The 25,169-nt window shown below is 72.3% G+C and carries 20 protein-coding genes; 12 read left to right on the plus strand and 8 right to left on the minus strand.

From position 1 onward, the window contains the following. Positions 1-2 precede the first annotated feature (2 nt). From AB0412_RS07945 to pssA, 4 genes are all read left to right on the plus strand, one after another. On the plus strand, positions 3-515 hold the full coding sequence (locus AB0412_RS07945) for a MaoC family dehydratase (RefSeq protein WP_019757884.1): 513 nt from the start codon (positions 3-5) through the stop codon (positions 513-515). Positions 516-517: 2 nt separating this feature from the next. After that, positions 518-1,723 carry an acyl-CoA dehydrogenase family protein gene (locus AB0412_RS07950; protein ID WP_366401643.1) on the plus strand — a complete coding sequence of 402 codons (1,206 nt, stop codon included), beginning with the start codon at positions 518-520 and terminating at the stop codon, positions 1,721-1,723. A gap of 170 nt (positions 1,724-1,893) precedes the next feature. Further along, positions 1,894-2,550: a phosphatidylserine decarboxylase gene (locus tag AB0412_RS07955; RefSeq protein WP_366401644.1), complete on the plus strand. Its 657-nt coding sequence runs from the start codon at positions 1,894-1,896 to the stop codon at positions 2,548-2,550. Positions 2,551-2,572: 22 nt separating this feature from the next. Then, positions 2,573-3,391, plus strand: coding sequence for a CDP-diacylglycerol--serine O-phosphatidyltransferase (pssA, locus tag AB0412_RS07960; RefSeq protein WP_145871655.1), 819 nt, complete (start codon positions 2,573-2,575; stop codon positions 3,389-3,391). A gap of 601 nt (positions 3,392-3,992) precedes the next feature. On the opposite strand, the gene AB0412_RS07965 is transcribed toward pssA, so the two are convergent. Beyond that, a complete protein-coding gene (locus AB0412_RS07965) occupies positions 3,993-5,111 on the minus strand; it encodes a glycerate kinase (protein ID WP_366401956.1) in 1,119 nt (372 codons plus the stop codon). Positions 5,112-5,343: 232 nt separating this feature from the next. Between AB0412_RS07965 and AB0412_RS07970 the strand changes: the two genes are divergently transcribed. From AB0412_RS07970 to AB0412_RS07985, 4 genes are all read left to right on the plus strand, one after another. Next, positions 5,344-6,435, plus strand: coding sequence for an ADP-ribosylglycohydrolase family protein (locus AB0412_RS07970; RefSeq protein WP_366401645.1), 1,092 nt, complete (start codon positions 5,344-5,346; stop codon positions 6,433-6,435). Between the two features lie 72 nt (positions 6,436-6,507). Beyond that, positions 6,508-7,161, plus strand: coding sequence for an NAD(P)-binding domain-containing protein (locus AB0412_RS07975; protein ID WP_366401646.1), 654 nt, complete (start codon positions 6,508-6,510; stop codon positions 7,159-7,161). 119 nt (positions 7,162-7,280) lie between these two features. Next, on the plus strand, positions 7,281-7,784 hold the full coding sequence (locus tag AB0412_RS07980) for an NUDIX hydrolase (RefSeq protein ID WP_366401647.1): 504 nt from the start codon (positions 7,281-7,283) through the stop codon (positions 7,782-7,784). A 57-nt stretch (positions 7,785-7,841) separates the two neighbouring features. Beyond that, positions 7,842-8,573 carry a Sir2 family NAD-dependent protein deacetylase gene (locus AB0412_RS07985; protein WP_366401648.1) on the plus strand — a complete coding sequence of 244 codons (732 nt, stop codon included), beginning with the start codon at positions 7,842-7,844 and terminating at the stop codon, positions 8,571-8,573. Here the strand turns inward: AB0412_RS07985 and AB0412_RS07990 are convergent. From AB0412_RS07990 to AB0412_RS08000, 3 genes are read right to left on the minus strand one after another with little or no spacing between them, the layout of a single operon-like run. Further along, positions 8,535-9,062, minus strand: a complete 528-nt coding sequence (locus AB0412_RS07990; RefSeq protein WP_366401649.1) for a methylated-DNA--[protein]-cysteine S-methyltransferase — start codon at positions 9,060-9,062, stop codon at positions 8,535-8,537. The genes AB0412_RS07985 and AB0412_RS07990 overlap by 39 nt on opposite strands. Positions 9,063-9,093: 31 nt before the next feature. Continuing rightward, positions 9,094-10,599, minus strand: coding sequence for an AlkA N-terminal domain-containing protein (locus tag AB0412_RS07995; RefSeq protein ID WP_366401650.1), 1,506 nt, complete (start codon positions 10,597-10,599; stop codon positions 9,094-9,096). Between the two features lie 55 nt (positions 10,600-10,654). Then, positions 10,655-12,613, minus strand: a complete 1,959-nt coding sequence (locus AB0412_RS08000) for a heavy metal translocating P-type ATPase (RefSeq protein WP_366401651.1) — start codon at positions 12,611-12,613, stop codon at positions 10,655-10,657. Between the two features lie 35 nt (positions 12,614-12,648). Between AB0412_RS08000 and AB0412_RS08005 the strand changes: the two genes are divergently transcribed. Beyond that, on the plus strand, positions 12,649-13,014 hold the full coding sequence (locus tag AB0412_RS08005) for a metalloregulator ArsR/SmtB family transcription factor (RefSeq protein WP_366401652.1): 366 nt from the start codon (positions 12,649-12,651) through the stop codon (positions 13,012-13,014). A gap of 33 nt (positions 13,015-13,047) precedes the next feature. On the opposite strand, the gene AB0412_RS08010 is transcribed toward AB0412_RS08005, so the two are convergent. Next, positions 13,048-16,920, minus strand: a complete 3,873-nt coding sequence (locus AB0412_RS08010; protein ID WP_366401653.1) for a glycoside hydrolase family 2 TIM barrel-domain containing protein — start codon at positions 16,918-16,920, stop codon at positions 13,048-13,050. 284 nt (positions 16,921-17,204) lie between these two features. Here AB0412_RS08010 and AB0412_RS08015 point away from each other — a divergent pair, with 284 nt between their 5' ends. Genes AB0412_RS08015 through meaB form a run of 3 tightly spaced genes read left to right on the plus strand, consistent with a single transcriptional unit; the run spans position 17,205 to position 22,161 of the window. Continuing rightward, positions 17,205-19,013, plus strand: coding sequence for a methylmalonyl-CoA mutase subunit beta (locus tag AB0412_RS08015; RefSeq protein WP_366401654.1), 1,809 nt, complete (start codon positions 17,205-17,207; stop codon positions 19,011-19,013). After that, positions 19,013-21,187: a methylmalonyl-CoA mutase gene (scpA, locus tag AB0412_RS08020; protein ID WP_366401655.1), complete on the plus strand. Its 2,175-nt coding sequence runs from the start codon at positions 19,013-19,015 to the stop codon at positions 21,185-21,187. The genes AB0412_RS08015 and scpA overlap by 1 nt, the downstream gene beginning before the upstream one ends. After that, a complete protein-coding gene (gene meaB, locus AB0412_RS08025; protein ID WP_366401656.1) occupies positions 21,184-22,161 on the plus strand; it encodes a methylmalonyl Co-A mutase-associated GTPase MeaB in 978 nt (325 codons plus the stop codon). The genes scpA and meaB overlap by 4 nt, the downstream gene beginning before the upstream one ends. 18 nt (positions 22,162-22,179) lie before the next feature. Here the strand turns inward: meaB and AB0412_RS08030 are convergent, their stop codons facing one another. The 3 genes from AB0412_RS08030 to AB0412_RS08040 form a co-directional block, all read right to left on the minus strand. Then, positions 22,180-22,689 carry an O-acetyl-ADP-ribose deacetylase gene (locus AB0412_RS08030; protein ID WP_366401657.1) on the minus strand — a complete coding sequence of 170 codons (510 nt, stop codon included), beginning with the start codon at positions 22,687-22,689 and terminating at the stop codon, positions 22,180-22,182. Positions 22,690-22,737: 48 nt separating this feature from the next. Then, a complete protein-coding gene (locus AB0412_RS08035; protein ID WP_366401658.1) occupies positions 22,738-24,147 on the minus strand; it encodes an NAD(P)/FAD-dependent oxidoreductase in 1,410 nt (469 codons plus the stop codon). Between the two features lie 120 nt (positions 24,148-24,267). Continuing rightward, positions 24,268-25,113: an inositol monophosphatase family protein gene (locus tag AB0412_RS08040; protein WP_366401659.1), complete on the minus strand. Its 846-nt coding sequence runs from the start codon at positions 25,111-25,113 to the stop codon at positions 24,268-24,270. Between the last annotated feature and the right edge of the window lie 56 nt (positions 25,114-25,169).

Raw genomic sequence — 25,169 nt, forward strand, 5'->3', positions numbered from 1 at the left:
CGATGCAGTTCGGACGCACCTACGAGGAGTTCGAGGTCGGGGCGACATACAAGCACTGGCCGGGCAAGACGGTCACCGAGTACGACGACCACCTGTTCTGTCTCCTCACCATGAATCATCACCCGCTCCACATGGACACGAACTATGCGGAGAAGACGACGGACTTCGGCAAGAACGTCGTCGTCGGGAACTACATCTACTCGCTGCTGCTCGGCATGAGCGTGCCGGACATCTCCGGCAAGGCGATCGCCAACCTGGAGATCGAGTCGCTCAAGCACGTGGCGCCGACCTTCCACGGCGACACGATCTACGGCGAGACGACCGTGCTCGACAAGTGGCCGTCGAAGTCGAAGAACGACCGCGGCATCGTCTACGTCGAGACCAAGGGCTACAAGCAGGACGGCACGCTGGTGTGCGTGTTCCGCCGCAAGGTCATGGTGCCCACCGAGACGTACATCAAGGAGCGCGGCGGCGAGCAGCCCGGCCGCCCGGAGCTGAAGCAGCAGGAGAAGTAACGATGGCCCGTCTCGCCCAGACCGCCGGTCTGACCGACGTCCAGCAGGAGATCCTCTCCACCGTCCGCGACTTCGTGGACAAGGAGATCATCCCGGTCGCCACCGAGCTGGAGCACCGCGACGAGTACCCGCAAGCGATCGTCGACGGGCTGAAGGAACTCGGCCTGTTCGGTCTGATGATTCCCGAGGAGTACGGGGGCCTGGGCGAGTCGCTCCTCACCTACGCGCTGTGCGTGGAGGAGATCGCCCGCGGCTGGATGTCGGTGTCCGGCATCATCAACACGCACTTCATCGTGGCGTACATGCTCAAGCAGCACGGCACGCAGGAGCAGAAGGACCACTTCCTGCCCCGGATGGCGGCCGGCGACATCCGCGGCGCCTTCTCGATGTCGGAGCCGGGCCTCGGCTCCGATGTGTCGGCGATCACCTCGAAGGCGGTGAAGGACGGCGACGAGTACGTCCTGAACGGCCAGAAGATGTGGCTGACGAACGGCGGTACGTCGTCCCTCGTGGCCGTTCTGGTGCGAAGTGACGAAGGACACCCCGAGGGCACGGCCCCGCACAAGTCGATGACCACCTTCCTGGTCGAGAAGGAGCCCGGCTTCGGCGAGGTCCGCCCGGGGCTGACGATCCCCGGCAAGATCGACAAGATGGGCTACAAGGGCGTCGACACGACCGAGCTCATCATGGACGGCCTGCGCATTCCGGCGAATCGGGTGCTCGGCGGGGTCACCGGCCGAGGTTTTTACCAAATGATGGACGGCGTCGAGGTCGGCCGGGTCAACGTGGCGGCGCGTGGCTGTGGCGTCGCTCAGCGCGCCTTCGAGCTCGGTGTCCAGTACGCCCAGCAGCGTCACACTTTCGGCAAGCCGATCGCCCAGCACCAGGCCATCCAGTTCAAGCTGGCCGAGATGGCTACCAAGGTCGAGGCCGCGCATGCGATGATGGTCAACGCAGCGCGCAAAAAGGACTCCGGGGAACGAAACGACCTTGAGGCAGGGATGGCGAAGTACCTCGCCTCCGAATACTGCAAGGAGGTCGTGGAGGACGCCTTCCGGATCCACGGCGGCTACGGCTTCTCCAAGGAGTACGAGATCGAGCGCCTCTACCGGGAGGCACCGATGCTGCTGATCGGTGAAGGCACCGCCGAGATCCAGAAAATGATCATCGGACGCCGACTGCTCGAAGAGTATCGATTCCAGGGCTAGATGTCCGGATACGGGGTGTTTTCTTGGAGAAGAGGATCACACCCCGTATGCACTCTTCGGCCGCCGACTCGTCTGACTGGCTTACCCAGTTGCGGCCCGGAGCCGCTACGATCGCCGGAAAGCCGCCGTCCCCCGCAAGTGCGCGGCATCATCCGCTACGAAGGTCATCCATGCCCCACAGCCAAACCTCTGCACCTCGCGACAGCCTCGCCGGCGTACGCCTCGCGCGCGGAGCATCGCCGTGGCTTCTGCCGACCGTCGCCACCGCAGCCGTCAGCCTTCTCCGTGCCCGCCGCTCGGGCGCGGCGAAGGCCGTCGCCGTTCCCGCCACCGCGCTGGCGGCGGGGATGCTGTGGTTCTTCCGCGACCCCGAGCGCGAGATCGCCCAGGGCCGGGTCATCTCGCCCGCCGACGGTGTGGTGCAGAGCATCATGCCGTGGAAGGACGGCCGTACCCGCGTCGCGATCTTCATGAGCCCGCTCAACGTCCACGTGAACCGGGCGCCGCTGTCCGGCACGGTCACGTCGGTCGAGCACATCCCCGGCGGTTTCGTTCCCGCTTTCAACAAGGAGAGCGAGAACAACGAGCGGGTCGTCTGGCACTTCGACACCGAGCTCGGTGACATCGAGATGATCCAGATCGCCGGCGCGGTGGCCCGCCGCATCGTCCCCTACGTGCCGCAGGGCACCAAGGTCGAGCAGGGCGAGCGGATCGGCCTGATCCGGTTCGGCTCGCGGGTCGACATCTACCTGCCCGAGGGCGTGGAGGTGGCGGTCGAAGTCGGCCAGAAGACGGTGGCTGGGGTGACTCGCATTGACCGTGATTGATCCGGAGACTCAGGCCGGCTGGGTGCCGGAGGCCGACGAGGCGGACGACGAGGAGGAGATGCCCCTCTCGCTGCGTCTGTCGATAGCGGACACCCTCACCCTGGGCAACGCCACCTGTGGCTTCATGGCGGTGTACTTCACCACCACCGGCATCCTGATCCCGCACCTCACGGGGAGCCAGGAGACCGGGATGGCGCGCCACAGCGCGGCCACCGCGGTGATCCTGATGCTGTGCGCGGCGGTCTTCGACCTGTTCGACGGGCTGGTGGCGCGCAAGCTGCGGTCCTCGCCGATGGGCGCGGAGCTGGACAACCTCTCGGACCTGATCAGCTTCGGGCTGGCACCGGCGTACTTCGTGCTGGTGTACGGCATGGTCGCGGACGACGCGCACCAGAGGGTGGCCGCGGTCGGAGCGATCGTGGTGCTGCTGGCGGTGGTGCTGCGGCTGGCGAGATTCTCCTGCGTGACCGTGAAGGACGGTACGTTCCAGGGGATGCCGTCGCCGTTCGGGGCGCTGACGGTGGTCTCGATCGTGCTGCTGGAGCTGCCGTTCGTGGCGACGCTGCTGGCGATTCTGGGGACGGCGTGGCTGATGGTGAGCCGCGTGGAGTACCCGAAGCCGCGGGGGCGGCTGGCCGTGGCGATGCTGTCGTGGATCGTGCTGTCGATGGGGCTGCTCGCGGCGTGGGCGTTCGACGCGCCGAGCGGGCAGTTGCTGTTGCAGACGGGGTGTGCGCTGCAGCTGGTGATGGGGGCGGTGATCCCCCTGTTCGCTACCGCTCGCAGGGTGAACAATTTCCGTGACAATCGGCGGGAGGCGCGGGCGGCGCAGTTGCCGTAGCGCGCGAGGTTCGTTCTGGGCCCCGGGACCGGGTTGGTTCCGGGGCCCTTCGCATGCCAGGTCCCTGGTGCCGCTGCCGCCCACCCTGGGGGCTCCGCCCCCAGACCCCCGGCCTAGGCCCACCCACCACCCGACTCGGCACGTCACAACAGCCCCCGCACCCCAGCAACGCCCCCAGGCCACCTCCACCGGCCCACCCGCCACCTCACACACCCACCCGACCGAGGCTGCCCCCGGAGCCTGCCCATCTCGCCCGGTCGTGTCGGCCCATCGCCCGACCAAGCTGACCTCCCGCCCGACCGGGCCGGCCCCCCCGGCCGACCGAGTTGGTGCCTCCCCTCCCCCCGATCGTGTCGGCGCCTCTCGCCCGACCGGGCCGGCCGGTGCTGCTCGACCGGCCGAGGCGGGTGGTGGGTGGGCAGAGGTTCCCAGGGAGCTGGGCAGGTTCTCCAGCGACCGAGGCGGTGTCTCTCTGCTGACCGAGTCGGGGGTGACAGGGCCAGGGTGGAGGGGGCGCTCTCGGACTGGCGAGGCGGGGGGCGGGGGGCATGGGTGGGGTCCCAGGGGGCGGAGCCCCCTGGGACCGGGAGTGCGCGGCGGCTCAGCTCAAGAAGTCGTGGGCGATGCGTTCCGCCGTGCGTTCCAGGATCGGGCCCGCTTCCGCGATGCACTTCTGGACGTCCGGCTCGATGTCCGTCAGGGCGTAGGCCCGCCGGATCCCGGCCTTCCCCAGAGTCTCCGGCGGCAGCGCCAGACGGCCGCACACCGCCACGACCTCCTTGCCCGCCGCACGCGCCGCCGTGGCGACACCCGCCGGGGCCTTCCCGTGCAGGGTCTGCTGGTCCAGGGAACCCTCCCCGGTGATCACCAGCTCCGCCCGTTCCAGCGCCGGGGCGAAGCCCAGGACGTCCAGCATGACCTCGATACCGGGACGGAAACGCGCCCCGACCAGCAGCGCGCCGTAGCCGATGCCGCCGGCCGCCCCCGCACCGGGCGAGGCGGCGTACTCGGCGGCCTTGACGCCCAGCTCCCCCTCCAGCACCTTCGCGAAGTGCGCCAGCGCGGCGTCCAGGCGCTCGACGTCCTCCGGCGACGCCCCCTTCTGCGGGCCGTACACCGCCGGTGCGCCCTTCGGCCCGGTCAGGGGATTGTCGACGTCGCTCGCCAGCACGAACTCGACCGAGGCGAGTCGCGGGTCCAGGCCGGACAGGTCCACCGTCGCCAGTTCGGCGAGGCCGGCCCCGCCCGGCGCCACCGGCTCCCCGTCGGCCTTGGCGAAGCGCGCGCCCAGTGCGGACAGCATGCCCGCACCACCGTCCGTGGTGGCACTGCCGCCCACCCCGAACACGATCGTGCGCGCACCCGCGTCCAGCGCGGCCCGCAGCAGCTCGCCCGAGCCGTACGTCGACGCCGTGAGCGGCGCGAAGACCCCCTCAGGGAGCCGCTGCAGTCCGCTCGCCTCGGCCATCTCCACGACCGCTGTGTCGCCGCGCAGCGCGTACGCCGCGGTCACCTCGTCCCCGAGGGGACCGGCGACCCGTACCTCGCGCCGTTCGAATCCCGCCGCGACCGCCGCGGCGACCGTGCCGTCACCGCCGTCGGCCACCGGCAGCGCCTCGACGGAGACGCCCGGTACGATCCGGCGCAGCCCGGCCGTGACCCGCTCGGCGACCTCCACGGCCGTCAGGGACCCCTTGAACTTGTCCGCGGCGACGAGCACCCGCTGTGCCGACTGCGCCGACCGCTCGGACCGCTCGGACCAGGTACTGCTGACTGCGTCCGCCACTTGCTTTCCCCTCGCTCTCGGGCCTCGCACGCGTGAGGAGGCCAGTCGCGCCGCTGTGACCTTAACCGGCGGGCGCTGTCGCCGTCATGCCCTGCCCATCCCGTGGACCCGTCCCGTGGACCTCGCCACGGCGTGCGGAACCGGGTGGATCGGGTAGACCGGATCCATGACCGCTGTGGGCACGCAGGCAGGACAGCCGGATCTGGCCGACCGCATCCTCGGAGGCTGGGTGGGCCGGATCGCGGGCAACATGCTCGGCAAGCCGGTGGAGCAGGGCGAGGTGTGGACACGGGCGCGCATCGACCGCTATCTGCGGCAGACGGACGCCCTTCCCCTGACCGACTACCTGCCCGAGCCGCTCACCGAGAGCGAGGGCCTCGATCTGCGCCCGGAGTGGCGGGCCTGTGTCCGCGGCCGGATCCACGGCAGCTGCCGTGACGACGACATCGACTACGCGATCCTGGGGCTGGACCTGCTGGAGACCCACGGCTTCGGCTTCAGCACCGAGCAGGTGGGTGATCTGTGGCTGCTGCGGCTGCCGTATCTGCAGACCTTCACGGCGGAACGGGCGGCGTACCGGAATCTCGCCAACGGCCTGAAGCCGCCGCTGACCGCCACGTACGACAACCCGTACCAGGAGTGGATCGGCGCGCTGATCCGCGCGGACGTGCACGGCTGGACCTCCCCGGGCGCGCCGCGCCGCGCCGCCGCGCTGGCCCGCCGGGACGCGGTGCTGTCCCACACGGGCAACGGGGTGTACGGCGCGATGTGGGCGGCGGCGCTGATCGCGGCGGCGTTCACGGCGCCCACCGTGCGGCACGCCGTGGACGAGGCGCTGACGGTGATCCCCGCGAGCAGCCGCCTGGCCCGCACGGTGCGCCGGGTCGCCTCCCTGCACGAGACGGGGCTGCCCTGGGAGGACACCCTCGACACGCTGACCGAGGAGACGGCCGGCCTGGGCTGGATCCACGTCGTCCCGAACGCGGCCGTCCTCACCGCCGGGCTGCTCCACGGCGACGGCGACTTCACCCGCACCATCGCGCTGACCGTCCGCGGCGGCCTCGACACCGACTCCAACGGTGCCACGGCCGGCTCGGTGGCCGGCGTCCTGACCGGCGCCTCGGCGATCCCCGGCCACTGGAAGGACCCGCTTCAGGACACCGTGCGCAGCGCGGTCTTCGGTTTCGACGGAGTACGGATCAGCGAACTCGCCGAGCGGACCCTGCGGTTGGCGCAGGCGGAGGGGCCGGCGTCCTAGGTCTGACGGCGTACGGCGTCCCGGGCCCCGGTCCGACGCGAATCGGACCGCGGTCCGCCTAGCCTCGGGGCCATGAAGATCTCGATTCTCGGAACGGGACATGTGGGCAGGGCGCTGGCCGCGGGCTGGGCCGGTGCGGGACACGACGTCGTGCTGGGCTCGCGGCGGCCGGACGACCCGGACCTGCGGGCCGAGCCGGCGGAGCGGTGGGGTGAGCGGATCCGGGTCGCGGATCCCGCCTCGGCCGCGGCGGACGCGGAGGTGGTGGTCAACGCGACGCCCGGCACCGCGTCCGTGGCGGCGCTGTCCGCGGTGGGCGCGCCGGCGCTGCGGGGGAAGGTGCTGCTCGACGTGGGGGTCGGGTTCGACGCGGAGGGGAATCTCTCGCACCTGGTGGAGAGCCTGGGTGAGGAGATCCAGCGGACGTTCCCGGACACCCGGGTGGTGAAGACGCTCTGCACGATCGACCGGGAGCTGATGGTGGCGCCGGACTCGCTGGAGGGACCGAGCACCGTGTTCCTGTCCGGTGACGACGCGGACGCCAAGCGCACCGTCGCCGGGCTGCTGGCCGACCTGGGGTGGCCTGCGGACTCCGTGCTCGACCTCGGGGGCATCGCGACGGCCCGGGGCCAGGAGCACTACGCGCTGCTGTTCATGGGCATCGCCGAGGCCGTCGGCTCGTACGGCTTCGGGATCCGGGTGGTGCCGCCGGCGGTGCGGGACTGAGCGCTCCGGCGTGTGCGCCGTGCGCCGGCGATCACGGGACCGGCGCGTGCTGCCGTGCGCCCGGCCGGGGCGGCGGGCGTCCCGGGGAGCGGGCCCGGCCGCGCCATTACCCTTCCCGCATGACCACGACCCAGGAAGCCCAGGACTTCGCCGCCTACGTCGCCTCCCTCCCGCGTGTCCTCGCCGGCGCCGCCGCGCTGTTCCGCGACGCGCGGGGCAGGGTGCTGCTCGTCGAGCCGAACTACCGTCAGGGGTGGGCGCTGCCCGGCGGGACGATCGAGTCGGACGACGGCGAGAGCCCGCGGGAGGGGGCGCGTCGGGAGACGGCCGAGGAGATCGGGCTGGACCGTGAGCTCGGCCGGCTGCTGGCGGTGGACTGGGTGCGCGGGGAGGGACGACCGCCGCTGGTGGCCTACCTGTACGACGGCGGGGTGCTCGGCGAGGACGACCTGGCGGCGATCCGCCTGCAGGAGGAGGAGCTGCTGTCCTGGAAGCTCGTCCCGCGCGAGGAGCTGGCCGGCCACCTCCCCGGAGCCCTGGGCCGCCGTGTCCTCGCCGCCCTCGACGTCCTCGCCGACGGCACGGGAACCGCGGAGCTGGAGGACGGCCACCGGGCGCTCTGACGCGGGCCGGGTCATATCGCTCGCCGCACCGTCACCCGGCGCCCTAGTCTCGGCTGCATGAGCAAGCCTCTCGTCGCCCTTCTCAGCGGTGCCGGCGTCAGCACGGACTCCGGTATCCCCGACTACCGCGGCCCGAACGGGCTGTGGCGGCGCGATCCGGAGGCGGAGAAGCTCGTGACGTACGAGTACTACATGAGCGATCCGGAGATCCGGCGCCGCTCGTGGCAGATGCGGCGGGCGAGCCGGGCGCTGTCGGCCGAGCCCAACGCCGCACACCGGGCGGTGGCCGAGCTGGAGCGGTCCGGGGTGCCGGTGCGGGTGATCACGCAGAACGTGGACGGGCTGCACCAGCTCGCCGGGATGCCCGACCGCAAGGTGCTCGAACTGCACGGCACGGCACGCGGCGTGGTGTGCACGTCCTGCCACGCCCGCAGTTCCATGGAAGAGGCCCTGGCCCGCGTCGAGGCGGGTGAGGAGGACCCGCCGTGCCGGGGGTGCGGCGGCATCCTCAAGTCCGCGACGGTGATGTTCGGTGAGCCTCTGGACCCGGTCGTGCTGGGTGACGCCCTCGCGATCAGCAAGGCCTGCACCGTCTTCATCGCCGTGGGCACCAGCCTCCAGGTCCAGCCCGCCGCCGGTCTCGCGGGGGTGGCCGCCGATCACGGCGCGCGCCTCGTCATCGTCAACGCCGAGCCGACGCCGTACGACGACCTGGCCGACGAGGTCGTCCGTGAGCCGATCGGTACGGCCCTACCAGAGCTGCTGCGGGGCCTCGCCGCCCAGGGGTGAGCCCGCCCGCGCGGCCCGGCGGCCCCGTTCGAGGTCCAGCAGCTGCCGCTTGCGGTGCAGGCCGCCGCCGTAGCCGGTGAGGTTGCCGTCGGCGCCGATGACGCGGTGGCAGGGGATGACGATGCCGATCGGGTTGCGGCCGTTGGCGAGTCCGACCGCGCGGGAGGCCCTGGGGTTGCCGAGGGCGTCGGCGAGCTGACCATAGGTGCGGGTCTCGCCGTAGGGGATGCGGGCCAGCTCGGCCCAGACGCGGCGCTGGAACGGGGTGCCGTGCGGGCGCAGTTCGAGGGTGAAGTCCGTCAGGTCGCCCGCGAAGTAGGCCGCCAGTTGCTCCTCCGCCTCGGCGAAGGGGGTGTCGTCGCGGTCGCCGAAGGTCTCCTCCGGTGGGCGGTGGCGCTGGTCGGTCATGTACAGCCCGCACAGGACGCCGTCGTCGGCGACGAGGGTCAAGGGGCCGTACGGGCTGTCGATCACCGTGTGCTGCTTCATGGCAGTTCCTTCGTGACGTCTGCGTACCGGTCTATGCCGGGAGGGAGTTGATCGGGTGGCTGTCGGTCGCCCACAGGTACTGCACCGCGTACGCCCGCCAGGGGCGCCAGGCCGCGGCGCGTGCGGTGAGGGCCGCGGGCGTCGAGGGCAGGCCCAGGTCCCGGGCGGCGCGGCGGATGCCGAGGTCGGTGGGCAGGAAGGCGTCGGGGTCGCCGAGGGCGCGCAGGGCGATGACGTCGGCGGTCCAGGGTCCGAAGCCGGGCAGTGCGAGGAGTCGGGCGCGGGACTCCGGCCAGTCGCTCTCCACACCCAGGTGGAGGGTGCCGTCCGCCAGATGACGCACGAGCGTGGTCAGCGTGGTGCGCCGGGTGCGGGGCATGGCCAGGCTGTCGGGGTCGAGGGCCGCGAGCCGCTCGGTGGAGGGGAAGAGGTGGGTGAGGCCGCCCTCGGGGTCGTCGACCGGATCGCCGTGGGCGGTGACCAGGCGCGCGGCGTGGGTGCGGGCGGCGGCCGTGGACACCTGCTGGCCGAGGACGGCCCGTACGGCGAACTCAGCCTCGTCGACCGTGCGCGGGACGCGCCGGCCGGGTGCCTTGTCGACCAGCGGCGCGAGCACCGGGTCCGTGCGCAGCTGGTCGTCGACGGCCACCGGGTCGGCGTCGAGGTCGAGCAGGCGGCGGCAGCGGCTGATGGCGACCGGGAGATCGCGCAGGTCGCTGAGGGTGAGCCGGCAGGCGATGTGGTCGGGCCGCGGGGTGAGCGCGACGATGCCGTGCCCGTAGGGCAGCCGGAGCGTGCGCCGGTACGCGCCGTCCCGCCACTCCTCCACGCCGGGTACGGCGGTCGCGGCGAGGTGGCCGAAGAGGTTGTCGGGATTGAGGGGGGCACGGAACGGCAGGCGGAGCGACAGCGCCCCGGTGGTGGCGCCGGGGTTCCGCCCAGGGCCTGTTGCGCAACAGGCCCTGGGGGCGCGGGCGCGCAGCTCGCTCGGGGAGAGCGCGAAGACCTCGCGGACGGTGTCGTTGAAGGTGCGGATGGAGGAGAAGCCTGCGGCGAAGGCGATCTGCGCCATGGGCAGGCCGGTCGTCTCGATGAGCAGCCGCGCCGTCTGGGCGCGCTGGGCGCGGGCGAGGGCGAGCGGGCCCGCGCCCAGTTCGGCGAGGAGCTGGCGTTCGACCTGCCGTGCGCTGTAGCCGAGGCGTCCGGCGAGGCCGGGGACGCCCTCGCGGTCCACGACACCGTCGGCGATCAGCCGCATGGCGCGGGCCACCAGGTCGGCGCGCCGGTTCCACTCCGGGGAGCCGGGGCTGGTGTCGGGCCGGCAGCGTTTGCAGGCCCGGAACCCGGCCTGCTGGCAGGCCGCCGCGCTCGGGTGGAAGACCATGTTCTCCGGCTTGGGGGGCACCACCGGGCAGCTGGGCCGGCAGTAGATGCCGGTGGTCAGGACCGCGGTGAAGAACCAGCCGTCGAAGCGCGCGTCCTTGGAGCGAACGGCGCGTACGCAGCGCTCGGTGTCGATGTACATGCCCTTCTGCATGACTCCAGCATCGAGGACGCGACGCGCCGGGTCTGGCGGGAATCCGACATGGTCCTCAGGTGTCCTGCGGCTGCCCGGATCGCCATGCCGACTCGCGCAGCAGCCGCAGCCCGTTCAGGCCGACCAGCACGGTCGAGCCCTCGTGGCCGGCGACGCCGAGCGGGAGGGGGAGGTGGCCGAGGAGGTCCCACAGGACGAGGCCGGTGATGGCGACGCCGGCGATGACCAGGTTCTGCACCACCAGCCGGCGGGCGGTCCGGGACAGGTGTACGACGGCGGGTACGGCCGCGAGCTCGTCGCGTACGACGACCGCGTCCGCGGTCTCCAGTGCCAGATCGGAGCCCGCGCGTCCCATGGCGACACCGGCGTGGGCGGAGGCGAGGGCGGGTGCGTCGTTGACCCCGTCGCCGACGAAGAGGACCTTGCGGCCGGCGTCCTGGAGGCCGCGTACGGCGGTCACCTTGTCCTCGGGCAGCAGGCCCGCGCGGACGTCGGTGAGCCCGGTGGCACCGGCCACCCGCGCGGCGGCGGGCGAGGCGTCCCCGGTGAGCAGGACGGGCGCGGACCCGGTGAGGGCGGTGAGCGCGGCGGTGGCGGCGGGGGCGTCCGCGCGCAGCCGGTCGTGCAGGGCGAGGGTGCCGACGGGGATGCCGTCGCGGGTGACGTGGACGAGGGTCTCGCCGTCGTCCGGTGCGGCCTCGGGGGTCTCCGCGCGTCCCACGGTCACCGTTCGGCCGTCCACGGTGGCGGTGACGCCGCGGCCCGGGGTCGCCGTGAAGTCGGTGGCGGGAGCGAGGCGCAGCTCGCGGGCGCGGGCCGCGGCGACCACCGCGCGGGCCAGGGGGTGTTCGCTGGAGTGCTCGGCCGAGGCGGCCAGGGCGAGGAGGGCGTCGGGATCGAGGCCGGAGCCGGGCAGCGGGCGGACGGCCGTCACCTCGGGTGTGCCCTCGGTGAGGGTGCCGGTCTTGTCGAGGGCGGCCGTGTCGATCTCCCCGAGGCGTTCCATCGCGACGGCCGACTTCACCAGCACGCCGTGGCGGCCGGCGTTGGCGATCGCGGACAGCAGCGGCGGCATGGTGGCGAGGACGACGGCGCACGGCGAGGCGACGATCATGAAGGTCATGGCGCGCAGCAGGGCGTCCGTGAGGTTCTCGCCGAACGCGAGCGGCACGCCGAACACGGCGAGGGTGGCGACGACCACGCCCACGGAGTACCGCTGCTCGATCTTCTCGATGAACAGCTGAGTCGGCGCCTTGGTGCGGGACGCCTCCTCGACCAGGGCCACGATGCGGGCGATCACCGAGTCGGCCGGGTCACGCTCGACGCGGACCCGCAGGACTCCGGTGCCGTTGAGGGTGCCGGCGAACACCTCGTCACCGGGGCGCTTGACGACCGGCAGCGACTCGCCGGTGATGGTGGCCTGGTCGGCCTCGCTGACCCCGTCCAGGACGGTGCCGTCGGCGCCGATGCGCTCGCCGGGGCGGACCAGCAGCGTGTCGCCGACGGCCAGTTCGGCGGTCGGTACGGTCTCCTCGCCGGTGTCGGTCAGACGCGTGGCCGTCGTGGGCGCCAGGTCGAGCAGGCCGCGTACGGAGTCGGCGGTGCGGGCGGTGGCGAGGGCCTCCAGGGCGCCGGAGGTGGCGAAGATGACGATGAGGAGGGCCCCGTCGAGGACCTGGCCGATCGCGGCGGCGCCGAGCGCGGCGACGATCATCAGCAGGTCGACGTCGAGGGTCTTCTCGCGCAGGGCGCGCAGCCCTTCGAGGGCCGGTTCCCAGCCGCCGCACACGTAGGCGACGGCGTACACACCGGCGCAGACCCAGCCGGGCGCGCCACCCACGTCCAGCGCCAGTCCGGCCAGGAAGGCCACCAGCGAGGCGAGCGCCCAGCGTGCCTCCGGCAGGGCGAGGACGCGGGTGCGGCGACGGACCGGCGGGGCGCCGGTGGAGGACAGGACTTCGGGAGCGATCGTCGTGGACACCCGGACACCATACAGGAACAGATGAAGACTCATTCATGCGTTCATATGCGATGAGTAGGATGTCCCGCATGGGTCATGGAGCCGTCATCCCCGCCGCACAGGACGACGCCGGGCGGGTGCGCCTGGACGCGGACAATGTCGCCAAGGTCGCCACCACGCTCCAGGCCCTGTCCACACCCTCCCGGCTGCTGATCCTCGCCCGGCTGCGCGAAGGCCCGCTGCCCGCCACGGAGTTGGCGGCGGAGGTGGGCATGGAGCAGTCGGCCTGCTCGCACCAGCTGCGGCTCCTGCGCAATCTGGGCCTGGTCGTGGGCGAGCGGCGGGGCCGCTCGGTCGTCTACGCCCTGCACGACCACCATGTCGCCGAGCTGCTCGACCAGGCCGTGTACCACGTGGAGCACCTGCGCCTGGGCATCAGCGACGCCACCGGGTGAGGCCCGGCGGCGTCGCGCGCACAGCCTCCGCCGTCACTCCCCCGCCGTCGGCCGCCGGGAGAGCGCGGTCGCCTCGCGCACGTCGGGCAGCGGGCGCAGCCGGTAGGTGTACGCGTAGTCCCGGTCGGCGAACAGCTTGAACTCGTCGTGGGTGTGGGCGCCCCAGCTGTCGTCGCCGCCGACGCCCATCTGCCGGTGGTTCACCCGCAGGACGACCTCCTCGCGCGGGGTGAGCTGGTAGTCGTGGCGCACTCCGGACGACAGGTCCTCCGGGGTGAAGTGCGAGGCGTTGATCTCCAGCAGGGGCTCGCCGGAGACGAGCAGTCCGGTGCCGTCGCCGTCGGTGAGGGCGGCCCAGCGGACGTCGGTCTTGTTGCCGTTCTCCTGCGGGCGGATGTAGGGCGTCCACTGGCCGGACACGGTTGCGGAGTACAGGCCCACGTCGGTGCCGTTGTTGCGGTCCCAGTGGTTCTCCTCGGGGCCGCGGCCGTAGTAGTGCAGGCGGTCCAGGCGGCGCGGCAGGAACAGCAGGGTGCCGACCTCCGGGATGTACGGCAGGGTCGACGCGCCCGGGTGCAGGGTGTTGTCGACCTTGATCTCGCCGTTGCCGAACACCGTGTAGGTGGTGGTGTACGCGGACTCGACGGTGGTCGGCAGGGTTCCGGTGACCTCGATCTCGACGGCCCGGTCCCGCAGGGGCCTGACCCGCACGTCCGTGACCTTGCGGCGGGCGCCGGCGTCGCGCCAGGTCTGGTTGCGGGTGTGCTGGCCGTTGCCGTGGTCGTTGTCGGTCGGTGCCCGCCAGAAGTTCGGCACGGGACCGGAGGTGATCAGCCGGGTGCCGGCGGCCTCGTACGACGTGATGATCCCGGTGCCCTTGTCGACGGTGACGGAGAAGCCCCGGCCCGTGACGGTGACGGCCTTGTCGCCGTCCTCGTGGCGCAGCGCCGGGACGTTCGCCAGGGGCAGGGGGGTCACGGCCGGGCTGTCCGCCTCGAGGGGCAGCTGCTGCTTGGCCACCTCGAAACCGGCGTCGGCCCACGGGGTGGCTTCCCTGGTGGTGAAGGACAGGTTCAGGAAGTACTCGGTGCCGGGCGCCGGCTTCGCCGGGAGACGCACCGGCACCGTGATGTCCTTGCCGGTCAGGGGCGCGACGTCGAGCTGGTCGCGGGTCAGTTTCCCGCGCCGCACGGTCCGGCCGTCGGCGGTCAGGGTCCAACGGCCGTCGAACTCGCGGAGGTTGGTGAACAGGTACTCGTTGGTGAGGGTGACCGCGCCGGGGCCGCCCTCGGCGGGGGCGGCGCTGATCGCCTGGTAGACCTGCTTGACCTCGGCCGCCTTGCCGGTGTGGCCGCGGTCGGCGGTGACGATGCCGTCCGCGACGAAGTTGCCGTCGTTGGGGAAGTCGCCCCAGTCGCCGCCGTAGGCCCGGAAGGTCTTCGCGCGCGGCTGTTTCTCGGTGAAGCCGACGGTGGCGGCGTCGAACCAGAACCGCACGCCGTCGTCGCCCGGGCCACGGCTGCCGGAGGCCAGTTCCGCGGCGCTCAGGGCGCGGGCGTGGACGCGGGCCCGCCGGACGGTGCCGCTGAACTCCCGGGTCTGGTGGTCGGCGTCGGTGGCGAGGGCGAGGGGCGCGGTGGTGCTGCCGGGGCGCCGGGTAGTGGTCCGGGTGGCCCTGACCGCGCCGTCGACGTAGAGGGTGAGCGTGCCGGCGTCCGCGTCGAAGACGCCCGCGATGTGGTGCTCGGTGCCGGTCCAGTCGTCCGGCAGCGCCCAGCTCGCGGTGACCCACTGGCCGTCGCCGTGGATGAAGAACTCCAGCCTCCGGTCGGTCTGCTTGAGCGCGTACTGGGTGTCGCCCTTGGCGAGGATGGGCTGGTGGTAGCCGGTGACGCGGGGGGTGACCCAGGCCTCGAGCGTCAGGGAGCCGGTGAGGTCGAGGGCGTCGTCGCGGGCGAAGACGGTGCCGCCGGACAGGCCCTTGTCGCGGCTGAACGTGCCGCCGGCCGCGAGGATCTCCCCGCGCAGCTTCCCCGGCCCCTCCTCGGTGAACAGTGTGCGGGCCGGTGCCGGCCAGTTCAGGGACTGGTCGGCGAAGTCCCAGATCCAGCCGCCCTGGAGCACGTCGTGGCGGCGGACGACGTCCCAGTACTTCTTGAAGTTGCCGTTGGAGTTCCCCATCGCGTGGGAGTACTCGATCATCACGTACGGCCGCCGGTCGGCGCTGTCCTTCGCGCGGGCCTCGACGCGGGCGGGGCTCTCGTACATCTCGGAGCGGATGTCGCTGATGCCGGGGCGGTCGTCGCCCTCGTACTGGATCACGCGGGTGGGGTCGTAGGAGCGGATCCAGTCGTACATGGCGTTGAAGGTTCTGCCGCCGCCCGCCTCGTTGCCCAGGGACCAGATGACGACCGAGGCGTGGTTCTTGTCGCGGTGCACCATGTTCTGCGCGCGGGCCACACAGGCCTCGGTCCACTCGGGGTGGCTGCCCGGGTACTCGCCGCGGATGCCGTGGGTCTCCAGGTTGGTCTCGTCGACGAGGTACAGGCCGTACTCGTCGGCGAGTTCGTACCACAGCGGGTTGTTGGGGTAGTGCGAGGTGCGGACGGAGTTGATGTTCATCCGCTTGATGACCTCGATGTCCTTCACCATGTCGGCGCGGGTGAGGGACATGCCGCGGTCCGGGTGCATCTCGTGGCGGTTGGTGCCGCGGAAGGAGACGGGCCGGCCGTTGATGCGCATGAGGCCGTCCTTCAGCGCGAACTCGCGGAAGCCGGTCCGGTGCGAGAGGGTCTCGATCACCTTGCCCGCGGGGTCGCGCAGCTGCAGGACGGCGGTGTAGAGGTTCGGGTGCTCGGCCGACCACAGCTTCGGCGCGGGGACGGCCCTGGCCGCGGTGACGGTGGCCTCCCCGCCCGCCGGGACGTCGGCGGACTGCCGCAGCGGCCGGGGCCAGACGGGGTGCCCGCCGGCGTCGTACAGCAGGGTGTCGACGGTGTACGTCCCGCCGCCTTCCTCGCCGTAGTCGCGCACGCTCGCCGTGACCTTCAGCTCGGCGGAGGTGTAGTCACCGCTCAGCGGGGTGTCCAGCTTGAAGTCGCGCAGGTGCACGGACGGGGTGGAGTAGAGGTAGACCGAGCGGAAGATGCCGCTCAGCCGGATCATGTCCTGGTCCTCCATCCAGTCGCCGTCGGAGTAGCGGTAGACCTCCACGGCGATCTGGTTGGTGCCGGGCCTCAGATGCTCGGTGACGTCGTACTCGGCGGGCGTGTAGGAGTCCTCGCTGTAACCCACCAGCTCGCCGTTGATCCACACGTAGTGGGCGGACTTGACGCCCTCGAAGTGCAGGAAGGTCCGCCGTCCCGACCAGGTGCGCGGGACGGTGAAGGTGCGGCGGTACTGGCCCACCGGGTTGTAGCGGGTGGGGGCCGCCGGGGGCTGTGCCTCCTCGCCCAGTCCGTTGGGGCCCCACCAGGGATAGGTGATGTTGACGTAGATCGGGAAGTCGTAGCCGTGCAGCTGCCAGACGGACGGGACGGGGATGGTGTCCCACCCGGAGTCGTCGACGTCGGTGCGGTGGAAGTCGGTGTCGCGGTCGTCGGGGCGGTCGGCGTAGGCGAACTTCCACGTGCCGTCGAGGCTCACCCGGTACGGCGAGCGCGTGCGGTCGGCGGCGAGGGCCTGCTGCACGTCCGCGTACGGCATGAGCGTGGTGTGCGGGGCCTCGGTACCGAGGCGGAAGACGGAGATCCGGCCGTTCCACTCGGGCGCGGGGCCGGCGCCCGGCCGGCGGGGAGCGGCCGCGGCCGGGGAGACCTGGGCCGACAGGGCGAGCGCGCCGAGGACGGCGGCCCCGGACTCCAGCAGACGGCGGCGGCTTACGGGCGTGACGGGCGAGTACGGCATGGGGGGGTGGCCTTCCTCGGTTCGACAGGGCGCTGCACGGACTGAGGGCGGGGGCGTTGCTGTGGGCGGGGCGTTGCTGTGGGGGCGGTTCGCAACTGGTGGTGACGGAGCAACTACGGAGCCAGGCACACCCTAGAACTCGAACACATTCGAAGCAATCATCTCGTCGGAATCTGTGCGTTACTGATGGCGAGCGCCGGAGAGTCAGGTCACAAGCACTAAGAGGTCAAGGTCACAGCCGTTTCCCCTGCAGCTCCTTTGGGCCGCTGACCTAACATCCGAGCATGACGGTCCTGCCTGACGACGGGCTCGAACTGGCCGCCGAATTCCCCGACGTGACCCATGAGCAGTGGCAGCGCCTCGTGGCGGGTGTCCTGCGCAAGGCGGGCAAGGACGTCGAGGGGGACGCGGCCGAGGAAGCCCTGACCACCGCGCTGGAGGACGGGTTGCGGACCCGGCCCCTGTACACCGCGCGCGACACCGCTCCCGAGCCGGGCCTGCCCGGGTTCGCCCCCTTCGTGCGCGGCAGCCGCGCCGAGGGGAACACCGTGGCCGGCTGGGACGTACGGCAGCGCCATACGGCGGCCGACGCCGCGGCGGTACTGGCGGACCTGGAGAACGGCGTCACCTCGCTGTGGCTGACCGTCGGCGAGGCCGGCATCCCGGTGCCGTCGCTCGCCGGGGTCCTGGAGGGTGTCTACCTCGATCTGGCGCCGGTCGTCCTCGACGCGGGCCGGGACACCGAGGCTGCCGCGCGGGAGCTGCTGCGGCTGTACGCGGAGCGGGGCGTCGCCAAGGACGCGGCGCGCGGCAATCTGGGCGCGGACCCGCTGGGCCACGAGGCCCGCACGGGGCAGGCGTACGACACCGCGCCGGTGGCCGAGCTCGCGCGGCTGTGCGCCGAGGACTACCCGGGGCTGCGCGCGCTCACCGTGGACGCGCTGCCGTACCACGAGGCCGGCGGTTCGGCCGCGCAGGAGCTGGGCTGCTCGCTGGCGACCGGTGTGGCGTATCTGCGCGAGCTGACCGAGGCCGGGCTCTCCGTCGCACAGGCCTGTGGGCAGCTGGAGTTCCGGTACGCGGCGACCGCCGACCAGTTCCTGACCGTCGCCAAGCTGCGCGCCGCGCGCCGGCTGTGGGCGCGGGTCGCGGAGGTGTCGGGGGCGCCCGCCGCCGGGGCTCAGGTGCAGCACGCGGTGACCTCGCCGGTGATGATGACGCGCCGCGACCCGTGGGTGAACATGCTGCGCACCACGATCGCCACGCTGGCGGCCGGGGTGGGCGGCGCCGGCTCCGTCACCGTGCTGCCCTTCGACCACGCCCTCGGTCTGCCGGACGCGTTCGCCCGGCGGATCGCCCGCAACACCGCGACGATCCTCGTGGAGGAGTCGCACCTCACCCGGGTCGTCGACCCGGCGGGCGGCTCCTGGTACGTGGAGCGGCTCACCGACGAACTCGCCCACGCCGGCTGGGAGTTCTTCCAGGAGATCGAGCAGGCGGGCGGGCAGGCCGCCGCGCTGCGGTCCGGCACGATCGGGGAACGGCTCGCCGCGACCTGGTCGGTGCGCTCCGCGAAGCTCGCGAAGCGCCGCGAACCGATCACCGGCGTCAGCGAGTTCCCGCACCTCGCCGAGAAGCCGCTGGTGCGCGAGCCCGCGCCCGAGCCGCCGTCCGGCGGCCTGCCGGTGGTCCGCCGCGACGAGGCGTACGAGGCGCTGCGCGCCCGCTCCGACGCCCATCTCGCCGCCACCGGATCCCGGCCGCGGATCTACCTGGCCGCGCTCGGCCCGGCCGCCGCGCACACCGCGCGCCTCACCTTCGCCTCCAACCTGTTCCAGGCGGGCGGCATCGAACCGGTCACCGAGGGTTCCTTCGCGGACAGCGGCGCCACGGAGGCGTGCCTGTGCTCCAGCGACGCGCTGTACGAGGAGCAGGCGGAGACGGTGGCCGCCGAGCTGAAGTCCCAGGGCGCCTCGCACGTATCCCTCGCGGGCCGCCCCGGCTCGTACGCCGGGGTCGACGCCTATGTCTTCGCGGGCTGTGACGCGGTCGCCGTCCTGTCCGCCGCCCTCGACCGCATGGGAGTGTCCTGATGGGAATCCCCGACTTCTCCGGGATCGAACTGGGGACGCCGGCCCCGGACGGCGGCGCCGACGAGTGGCGTTCGGCCGTGAAGAAGGCGGCCGGCGGGGACGATCTGCTCTGGGAGACCCCGGAGGGCATCCCGGTCAAGCCCCTGTACACCGGGCAGGACCTGGAGGGCCTGGACTTCCTGGGCACGTACCCCGGTGCGGCGCCGTATCTGCGCGGCCCGTACCCGACGATGTACGTCAACCAGCCCTGGACGATCCGCCAGTACGCGGGCTTCTCCACCGCCGAGGAGTCCAACGCCTTCTACCGGCGCAATCTGGCCGCCGGGCAGAAGGGCCTGTCCGTCGCCTTCGATCTGCCCACGCACCGCGGCTACGACAGCGACCACCCGCGGGTGACCGGTGACGTCGGTATGGCGGGCGTGGCGATCGACTCGATCTACGACATGCGGCAGCTGTTCGACGGGATCCCGCTCGACAGGATGACCGTGTCGATGACGATGAACGGCGCCGTGCTGCCGGTGCTGGCGCTGTACATCGTGGCGGCGGAGGAGCAGGGCGTACCGCCCGAGAAGCTGGCCGGGACCATTCAGAACGACATCCTCAAGGAGTTCATGGTCCGCAACACCTACATCTATCCGCCGAAGCCGTCGATGCGGATCATCTCCGACATCTTCGCGTACACCTCGCAGCGGATGCCCCGCTACAACTCCATCTCCATCTCCGGCTACCACATCCAGGAGGCCGGTGCGACGGCCGACCTGGAGCTGGCGTACACCCTCGCGGACGGCGTGGAGTACATCCGGGCGGGACGGGACGCCGGCCTGGACGTGGACGCGTTCGCGCCGCGGCTGTCGTTCTTCTGGGCGATCGGCATGAACTTCTTCATGGAGATCGCCAAGCTGCGCGCGGCCCGCCTGCTGTGGGCGAAGCTGGTCAAGCAGTTCGACCCGAAGAACGCCAAGTCGCTGTCGCTGCGCACCCATTCGCAGACCTCGGGCTGGTCGCTCACCGCCCAGGACGTGTTCAACAACGTCACGCGCACCTGCGTCGAGGCGATGGCGGCCACCCAGGGCCACACCCAGTCGCTGCACACCAACGCCCTCGACGAGGCGCTCGCCCTGCCCACCGACTTCTCCGCGCGCATCGCCCGCAACACCCAGCTGCTCCTCCAGCAGGAGTCCGGCACGACCCGGGTCATCGACCCGTGGGGCGGCAGCGCCTACGTCGAGAGGCTGACGCACGACCTCGCGCGCAGGGCCTGGCAGCACATCGAGGAGGTCGAGGCCGCGGGCGGCATGGCCAAGGCGATCGATGCCGGCATCCCGAAGCTGCGCATCGAGGAGGCCGCGGCCCGCACCCAGGCCCGCATCGACTCCGGCCGCCAGCCGGTGATCGGCGTCAACAAGTACCGCGTCGAGAGCGACGAGGCGATCGACGTCCTCAAGGTCGACAACTCCTCCGTGCGCGCCCAGCAGATCGCCAAGCTGCGGCGGCTGCGCGAGGAGCGGGACGAGACGGCGTGCCGGGACGCGCTGGACGCGCTGACCCGGGCGGCCGGCGGTGACGGCAATCTGCTGGAGCTGGCGGTGAACGCGGCCCGCGCGAAGGCGACGGTCGGGGAGATCTCCGACGCCCTGGAGAAGGTGTACGGCCGGCACGCGAGCCAGATCCGTACGATCTCCGGCGTGTACCGCAACGAAGCAGGGGAGTCGCCGTCCGTGGACCGCACCCGGGCCCTGGTGGACGCGTTCGCGGAGGCGGAGGGCCGCCGTCCGCGCATCCTGGTCGCCAAGATGGGCCAGGACGGCCACGACCGCGGCCAGAAGGTGATCGCCTCCGCGTTCGCCGACCTCGGTTTCGACGTGGACGTCGGCCCGCTGTTCCAGACGCCGGCCGAGGTCGCCCGTCAGGCCGTCGAGGCGGACGTGCACATCGTGGGCGTCTCCTCGCTGGCGGCCGGGCACCTCACCCTCGTCCCCGCGCTCAAGGAGCAGCTGGCCGAGGAGGGCCGCGAGGACATCATGATCGTCGTCGGCGGGGTGATCCCGCCGCAGGACGTGCCGACGCTGCTCGAGATGGGTGCGGCGGCCGTGTTCCCGCCGGGGACGGTGATTCCGGACGCGGCGTACGACCTGGTGAAGCGGCTCGCCGACGATCTGGGGCTCGCCCTGTGATCGACGTCGACGCCTACGTGAAGGGTGTCCTCGACGGGAAGCGCGCGATCGTCGCCCGCGCGATCACGCTCGTCGAGTCCACCCGCCCTCAGCACCGGGCGCTGGCGCAGGAGTTGCTCACCGAGCTGCTCCCGCACGCCGGGCGGGCGCGGCGGATCGGCGTCAGCGGGGTGCCGGGCGTGGGCAAGTCGACGTTCATCGACGCGTTCGGCACCATGCTCACCGGGCTCGGGTACCGGGTGGCGGTGCTCGCCGTCGACCCGTCCTCGGGCCGCACCGGCGGCTCGATCCTCGGCGACAAGACGCGGATGGAGCGCCTCGCCGTCGACCCGGCGGCGTTCGTGCGGCCGTCCCCGTCGGCGGGCACGCTGGGCGGGGTCGCCAAGGCCACCCGCGAGTCGATCGTGGTGATGGAGGCGGCCGGCTACGACGTGGTGCTGGTGGAGACGGTCGGCGTGGGCCAGTCGGAGACGGCCGTGGCGAACATGGTCGACTCCTTCCTGCTGCTGACCCTGGCCCGCACCGGCGACCAGTTGCAGGGCATCAAGAAGGGCGTGCTGGAGCTGGCCGACGTGATCGCCGTGAACAAGGCGGACGGCCCGCACGAGCGCGACGCCCGCGCCGCCGCCCGGGAACTGGCCGGCGCGCTGCGCCTGATGCACGGCAAGGACGCGGCCTGGACCCCGCCGGTGCTGAGCTGCAGCGCGCGGGAGTCCTCGGGTCTGGACACCGTGTGGGAGCGGCTGGAGCAGCACCGCACCCTGCTGGACTCGACGGGGCGGCTCGCCGCCAAGCGCCGGGACCAGCAGGTCGACTGGACCTGGTCGATGGTCCACGACGAACTCCTCGGCCGCCTGCACGCCGACCCGGCGGTACGGTCCCTCGCCCCGGATCTCGAACAGCGGGTCAGGAGCGGCGAGTTGACGGCGACGCTGGCGGCTGAGCGCATTCTGGAGGCGTTCACCGACCGCTGAGCTCCGTCGGGACGCGGTTCAGCCGAGCTGTGCGGCGAAGGCTGCGTAGGCGTGCTCGTCGAAGAGCACGAACCTGACGTCCTCCACCGCCGTGTCGGTGCTGCGGACCGTCTCCACGGCGATTCGGGCCGCGTCGTCCATCGGCCAGCGGTAGACGCCGGTGGAGATCGCCGGGAACGCGACCGACCTCGCGCCCAGTTCGTCGGCGACGCGCAGGGACTCGCGGTAGCAGGAGGCGAGAAGGCCGGAGCGGTCCTCCGTGGTGCTGTGGACCGGGCCGACGGTGTGGATGACCCAGCGGGCGTCCAGGTCACCGGCGGTGGTGGCGACCGCTTGGCCGGTGGGCAGGCCCTTGCCGTACCGGGAGGCACGCAGTCTGCGGCACTCCTCGAGGATCGCCGGTCCGCCACGGCGGTGGATGGCGCCGTCGACTCCTCCGCCGCCGAGCAGCGAGGAGTTCGCCGCGTTGACGATGGCGTCCGCGCTCTGGCGGGTGATGTCGCCCTGGACGAGCGTGATCGTGGTCATGCCGGTCATCGTAGGGAGGGGCGGCGGCCCGGGGCGGGAGCGCGCCGGTCAGGTCTGCCGCAGGCGCCGCCAGACGGCCTTCGCCGCGTTGTGTCCCGACATGCCGTGCACACCGGGGCCGGGCGGGGTGGCCGAGGAGCAGATGAAGACGGCCGGGTGCGGTGTGGCGTACGGGAACAGGGAGAGTCTGGGGCGCAGCAGCATCTGGAGGCCGGACACCGCGCCGGTCGCGATGTCGCCGCCCACGTAGTTGGCGTTGCGCGCGGCCAGTTCGGGCGGTCCGGCGGTGGCCCGGGCCAGCACGCGGTCGCGGAAACCGGGGGCGAAGCGCTCCAGTTGGCGTTCGATCGCGTCGGTGAGGTCGCCGGTCCAGCCGTTCGGGACGTGCCCGTACGCCCAGAAGACCTGCTTGCCCTCGGGGGCCCGGGTGGGGTCGGCGACGCCGGGCTGCACGGTGATCAGGAACGGCACGTCGGGTGCGCGGCCCTCCCGGGAGGCGGCGCGCAGGGCGGTGCCGATCTCCTCGCTGCTCGCGCCGATCTGCACGGTACCCGCGGCGCGGGCCTCAGGTGCGGTCCACGGCACCGGGCCGTCCAGCGCGTAGTCGATCTTGAAGACGCCGGGGCCGTACCGGTAGCGGCCGTACAGGTCGCCGAGGCCCGCGATGCGGGCGAGGGCGGTGGGCGAGGTGTCGAAGACGTAGGCGCGGGCCGGTGGCAGGTCGTCCAGGCGCTTGACCTCGTAGTCGGTGTGGACACTGCCGCCGAGGTCCTTCAGATACGCGGCGAGCGCGTCGGAGACGGCCTGCGAGCCGCCGCGGGCGACGGGCCAGCCGCGAGCGTGCGCCGCGAGGGCGAAGACCAGGCCGATGGCACTGGTGGCGAAGCCGCCGAGGGGCGCCATGACGTGGGCGACGAGGCCCGCGAAGAGCGCCTTGGCCCTCTCGTCGCGGAAGCGCCGCATCAGCCAGGTCGAGGGAGGCAGGCCGGCGAGTCCGAAGCGGGCGAGCGTCACCGGGTCGCGGGGCAGCGCGGTCAGCGGCAGGGACATGAAGTCGCGGACGAGGGTGTCCCAGGCGGGCAGGAAGGGCTGCACCAGGCGGCGGTAGGCGCCGGCGTCACGGGGTCCGAAGGAGGCGGCGGTCTCGGCCACCGACCGGGACAGCACGGCGGCGGTGCCGTCCGGGAAGGGGTGCGCCATGGGCAGCTCGGGGTGCAGCCACTGCAGGCCGTACCGCTCCAGCGGGAGAGCGCGGAAGGCGGGCGAGTTGATGCCGAGGGGGTGCGCCGCGGCGCAGGGGTCGTGGCGGAAGCCGGGCAGGGTGAGCTCCTCGGTGCGGGCGCCGCCGCCCACGGTGTCCCTGGCCTCGAACAGCGCCACCGAGAAGCCGCGCCGGGCCAGCTCCACGGCGGCGGTCAGTCCGTTCGGCCCCGCACCCACGACGACCGCATCGAGCATCGACGGCACCTTCGGACTCCTTTGTCAGCCGGCGGCCACTGAGGGATCAGGATATGCCGGGCCACCGACGCCTCCCCCGTCGCGGGTGGATCCGGCAACCGGCCGTCGGCGCCGGTGAGATCAGGCTCCGTCGGGCAGCAGTCCCGCCACTCGGCGGGCGGTGGCGGCGTCGCGGGCGGCGGTGAACGGCAGGGTGTTCCCGCCGGTGATGCGGAACGGCTCGCCCGCGCGGGTCAGATGCACTCCGCCCGCCTCCTCCACGAGCAGCAGCCCCGCGGCGTGATCCCAGGCAGCCTCCCAGGAGAACGCCGTGGCGTCGGACTCGCCGCGGGCTATCGCCAGGTACTCCAGTCCCGCCGAGCCGCAGGAGCGAGGGGCCACGCCCTCGGTCCACAGGCCGAGCAGGGCGCGCTTCTGCTCGGCCGTGGTGTAGTCCGGGTGGGAGGTCGCCACGCGCAGGTCGCGGCCGGATTCCGGAGAGCCCGCGTGCAGCCGCTCGCCGTCGAGGAAGGCGCCCTGGCCGCGGACGGCGGTGGCGAGCAGGTCGCGGGCGGGGGCATAGGTCCACGACGCGTACACGACGCCGCCCAGTGCGAGGGCCACGAGCGTGCAGAAGCCGGACTCGCCGTGCACGAACTGCCGCGTGCCGTCGACGGGGTCGACGATCCACACGGGCGCGTCACCGCGTATCGCCTCGTAGGAGGCGGGGTTGGCGTGCACCGCCTCCTCGCCGACCACGACCGAGCCGGGCAGCAGGGCGGCGAGCACCTTGGTCAGATACAGCTCCGCCTTGCGGTCGGCGTCGGTCACCAGGTCGTGCGGCCCGCTCTTGAGGTCCACCTCGTGCTCGGCGAGCCGCCGCCAGCGCGGCATGATCTCCCGTGCCGCGGCCTCGCGCACGGCGTCCTCCACGTCACCGGCGTGCCGCCCGAGAAACTCGTCGATGGTCTCGTTGTCGTCGATCATGCCTCCATGAGAGCACGCGGCTCTGACAAACCCCACCCGCCCGGTGCACGGCGTGC

It is taken from the genome of Streptomyces sp. NPDC052012, from assembly GCF_040689265.1.
Taxonomy (GTDB): domain Bacteria; phylum Actinomycetota; class Actinomycetes; order Streptomycetales; family Streptomycetaceae; genus Streptomyces.

Bases quoted from the DNA above. Each gene is read 5' to 3' on its own strand.
- AB0412_RS07945 (WP_019757884.1), top strand. From the start codon at position 3: ATGCAGTTCGGACGCACCTACGAGGAGTTCGAGGTCGGGGCGACATAC.
- AB0412_RS07950 (WP_366401643.1), top strand. From the start codon at position 518: ATGGCCCGTCTCGCCCAGACCGCCGGTCTGACCGACGTCCAGCAGGAG.
- AB0412_RS07955 (WP_366401644.1), top strand. From the start codon at position 1,894: ATGCCCCACAGCCAAACCTCTGCACCTCGCGACAGCCTCGCCGGCGTA.
- AB0412_RS07970 (WP_366401645.1), top strand. From the start codon at position 5,344: ATGACCGCTGTGGGCACGCAGGCAGGACAGCCGGATCTGGCCGACCGC.
- AB0412_RS07975 (WP_366401646.1), top strand. From the start codon at position 6,508: ATGAAGATCTCGATTCTCGGAACGGGACATGTGGGCAGGGCGCTGGCC.
- AB0412_RS07980 (WP_366401647.1), top strand. From the start codon at position 7,281: ATGACCACGACCCAGGAAGCCCAGGACTTCGCCGCCTACGTCGCCTCC.
- AB0412_RS07985 (WP_366401648.1), top strand. From the start codon at position 7,842: ATGAGCAAGCCTCTCGTCGCCCTTCTCAGCGGTGCCGGCGTCAGCACG.
- AB0412_RS07990 (WP_366401649.1), bottom strand. From the start codon at position 9,062: ATGAAGCAGCACACGGTGATCGACAGCCCGTACGGCCCCTTGACCCTC.
- AB0412_RS07995 (WP_366401650.1), bottom strand. From the start codon at position 10,599: ATGCAGAAGGGCATGTACATCGACACCGAGCGCTGCGTACGCGCCGTT.
- AB0412_RS08000 (WP_366401651.1), bottom strand. From the start codon at position 12,613: ATGAGTCTTCATCTGTTCCTGTATGGTGTCCGGGTGTCCACGACGATC.
- AB0412_RS08005 (WP_366401652.1), top strand. From the start codon at position 12,649: ATGGGTCATGGAGCCGTCATCCCCGCCGCACAGGACGACGCCGGGCGG.
- AB0412_RS08010 (WP_366401653.1), bottom strand. From the start codon at position 16,920: ATGCCGTACTCGCCCGTCACGCCCGTAAGCCGCCGCCGTCTGCTGGAG.
- AB0412_RS08015 (WP_366401654.1), top strand. From the start codon at position 17,205: ATGACGGTCCTGCCTGACGACGGGCTCGAACTGGCCGCCGAATTCCCC.
- scpA (WP_366401655.1), top strand. From the start codon at position 19,013: ATGGGAATCCCCGACTTCTCCGGGATCGAACTGGGGACGCCGGCCCCG.
- AB0412_RS08030 (WP_366401657.1), bottom strand. From the start codon at position 22,689: ATGACCACGATCACGCTCGTCCAGGGCGACATCACCCGCCAGAGCGCG.
- AB0412_RS08035 (WP_366401658.1), bottom strand. From the start codon at position 24,147: ATGCTCGATGCGGTCGTCGTGGGTGCGGGGCCGAACGGACTGACCGCC.
- AB0412_RS08040 (WP_366401659.1), bottom strand. From the start codon at position 25,113: ATGATCGACGACAACGAGACCATCGACGAGTTTCTCGGGCGGCACGCC.